The sequence below is a fragment of the [Clostridium] clostridioforme AGR2157 genome (assembly GCF_000424325.1).
Classification (GTDB): domain Bacteria; phylum Bacillota; class Clostridia; order Lachnospirales; family Lachnospiraceae; genus Enterocloster; species Enterocloster clostridioformis_A.
In genome coordinates this window covers 1-2695 of record NZ_AUJR01000115.1, presented here as the reverse complement: position 1 = coordinate 2695, position 2695 = coordinate 1, and the positions used below count along the sequence as shown (strand labels likewise).

Below are 2695 nucleotides of genomic sequence, written 5' to 3'. Positions count from 1 at the left end.
GATTCAATATGTCCCGCCTTTTTTAGGGAATTTCCCTTGCTCTTTTCAGGGAATTCTGACGCTTTTTTTCGGTAATTCTAGTGTATCATAAACACCGGCAAAGGCAATTACATTATTGGGACGCACGGTCATTGAGCAAAGCCGCTATGACAGATATGTGAAAAAGCCGGATGACTGTTTTTTGTTACAAAAAACAGAAAATCGAGATGCTATAGCCTTGGCAGGCCATCGCGCAGCGATTTTGTTCAATTCCAGTTTGGTGATGAGTTAAACTGAAACTAAGGGGACGAAATATATATTTTGGAGTATTGAACATAAAGCGAAAGGAATGACAAATCAATGAAAATCGAAAGATGCAAAAAAGAGTCCTTTATTGTAATAGGAAAAGAGGGGGCAACAACAGACGGAGCAGGCTTTATTCAGAAGCTATGGGATGAAGCGAATTCACATTTTGGAGAAGTTCAGCATTTGGCACAGAAAGATGAAAATGGGAACATTAGCGGAATATGGGGTGCAATGTCTGATTTTTCCCGTTCCTTTCAGCCTTGGGAAGGCTTTAATAAAGGACTTTACCTTGCGGGAGTGGAGTGCAATGATGATGCAGAAGCCCCTGATGGTTGGACAAAGTGGGTAATTCCCGGCTATGAATATATCTATGTAGAACGTGAAAACGATGGTATTTTTCCAGAAGTAATACAATATCTGGCGGATAATGATATTACATTGGTCGGGGCAGTTCACGATTTTACCTGTCCACAGACTGGGAAGGGATATATGTTTTTCCCGATTAAAAAATTGTAAAAAATAAGAGTTTACGGAGGAAAATAGAATGAATTCTATCTGCGGAATTGATTGTACGAAATGCGAATTAAACAGCACTTGTAATGGATGTGCTGCAACAGGAGGCCAGCCCTTTGGATCAGAATGCCTTGTTGCACAATGCTGTAAAAGAGGCGGGACTGTGTTAAATGAATTGAAAGAAAAGCTGATTGCGGCCTTTCATGCTCTTCATATTCAGGATATGGAGGAAGTGACAGAGCTTCATGCACTCAAAGGCTCCTTTGCCAATATTGAATATGCCCTTCCAAACGGCCAGATGGTAAAGTTTTGGGATGACAACAAGATTTATTTAGGGAACCAGCTGTATAAAGAGGGCAGCGACAGATGTTATGGAATTATTGCTGACGAGAAGTACCTCATGGTGTCTGAGTACAGTGGCTATGGAGCTGATGCGGAAATTATTGTGTTCAAACGATGGAATTAAACAGAAAAACAAATTCAGCTACAAGAAACAAGAAGGGAAGAATCCAGATATGACAATTCTTATCGAAAAGGAGTATTTTTATGGCAGTTGTTGCTTGGTATAATTCAAGCAGCCCACGCTCCCGAAGATATTCGTAGCAGGTAAAAAGTTCGTTGTTTAGAGTGACTCTTGCTGTCCTAAGAAACTGTAATTCTTCTGCCAATGTTTGGAAACGGATGTCTGTCCTTGTTGCCTCGGCTATAAACTCATCCATCGGCACATCTTCATCCATGTGCTCTTCTTCTGGAAAATAGTCATAGTAATTCATGGGGGCCCTCCTGTATGCAATCAGTAATTCTCATATTTCATGATGCGGGCCTGGATTTTGACATTCATGGAAAGCTGGTTCCGCACCATTGCCCAGTTAGATACAGGGCGGCCATTCCACTTCTGGTAATTTATATACTCCTGCCCTCTTATATTATCCTACCTTATCTCTTTCCTTACACGTTAGACAATAGAAGAACAGCCTACATTGATCAGACACTCATACATATTTATGATTGTGTCGCATCCTCTAAATAATCATCTTCCGTCTTAAGACAGCAGGTTATACCCTCTGGAAAATTGCCAATGGGCTGAATGTCCCCTATACAAGGCTCATGGATGGAATCGAGCAGGAAACTGCGGTTGTCCGAAAATCCGAACCGGCTGTTCAGACAGGTGAAACAGAACATTACCGTGTCTTTTGTCATTTTGGGAGTACACCCGTCCGCAATTTCGAACTGTTTTACGCCGAGCTGGATGCCCACAGCTCCAATGCCTCCATCGGTCATTCGGAAAAGGCGCAGGAGTATATCTATATGATTCAAGGGGAACTCTCCTTCAGACAGAAGCCGGAAACCATATCCTTGCAGAGGGGGATGCCCTCACCTTTGATTCCTAATCGGACATACTTATATCAATCAGACGGATGCCGTGATTAAATTTATGGTCATCAATTTTTATCCGAATTGATTTTTCCTTAATACTCCATTACAGTTCTCTTTCGGTTGTTCTCTTTCCAAATGTTCTTCGCTGACCGCTGCTTGTTGTGGCATATCATGATTTTCCTGTGTTTTTCTGCCGCATCCGGTCACTGTAAGAATAAGGATACCTGCAGCAATAAACAGCCTCTGTTTTCCCACCTTTTTCATCTCTGTCAGACCAACCTTTCTGGACAATTTTCAAATGCAGGATATAAATACTCTTCAAAAATATTTATATTACAATTTAAAGATTTAAATCCAATCATTACTTTTAGAAATATTATACTTGTAAGAAATAAAAGTCAAGAGATACAAACAAAGGCTCTAATAAACTAGTACAACTCGATTTAAATAAGCTTACAATTTAAGCATTGGTAGTAATCTGATTTCTTGGCTTACGTGTCCGTGCTTTGGGCGCACGTTT

At 40.7% G+C, this 2695-nt stretch carries 5 protein-coding genes; 2 read left to right on the top strand and 3 right to left on the bottom strand.

Annotated features, from left to right (window positions below; translation table 11 throughout):
- Positions 1-339 precede the first annotated feature (339 nt).
- Positions 340-801: a GyrI-like domain-containing protein gene (locus G614_RS0123775; RefSeq protein WP_027643869.1), complete on the top strand. Its 462-nt coding sequence runs from the start codon at positions 340-342 to the stop codon at positions 799-801.
- A gap of 160 nt (positions 802-961) precedes the next feature.
- Complete coding sequence (locus tag G614_RS0123770) at positions 962-1264, top strand: hypothetical protein (RefSeq protein WP_242828206.1); 303 nt, start codon at positions 962-964, stop codon at positions 1262-1264.
- Here the strand turns inward: G614_RS0123770 and G614_RS0123765 are convergent.
- The 3 genes from G614_RS0123765 to G614_RS28920 all read right to left on the bottom strand — a co-directional run bounded on the left by G614_RS0123765 (position 1248) and on the right by G614_RS28920 (position 2439).
- Positions 1248-1571, bottom strand: a complete 324-nt coding sequence (locus G614_RS0123765) for a hypothetical protein (protein WP_027643867.1) — start codon at positions 1569-1571, stop codon at positions 1248-1250. The genes G614_RS0123770 and G614_RS0123765 overlap by 17 nt on opposite strands.
- A gap of 229 nt (positions 1572-1800) precedes the next feature.
- Positions 1801-2115 (bottom strand): hypothetical protein, encoded by a 315-nt coding sequence (locus tag G614_RS31590; RefSeq protein ID WP_027643866.1) that lies wholly within the window; start codon positions 2113-2115, stop codon positions 1801-1803.
- A 132-nt stretch (positions 2116-2247) separates the two neighbouring features.
- A complete protein-coding gene (locus G614_RS28920; RefSeq protein ID WP_242828205.1) occupies positions 2248-2439 on the bottom strand; it encodes a hypothetical protein in 192 nt (63 codons plus the stop codon).
- Positions 2440-2695: the final 256 nt, after the last annotated feature.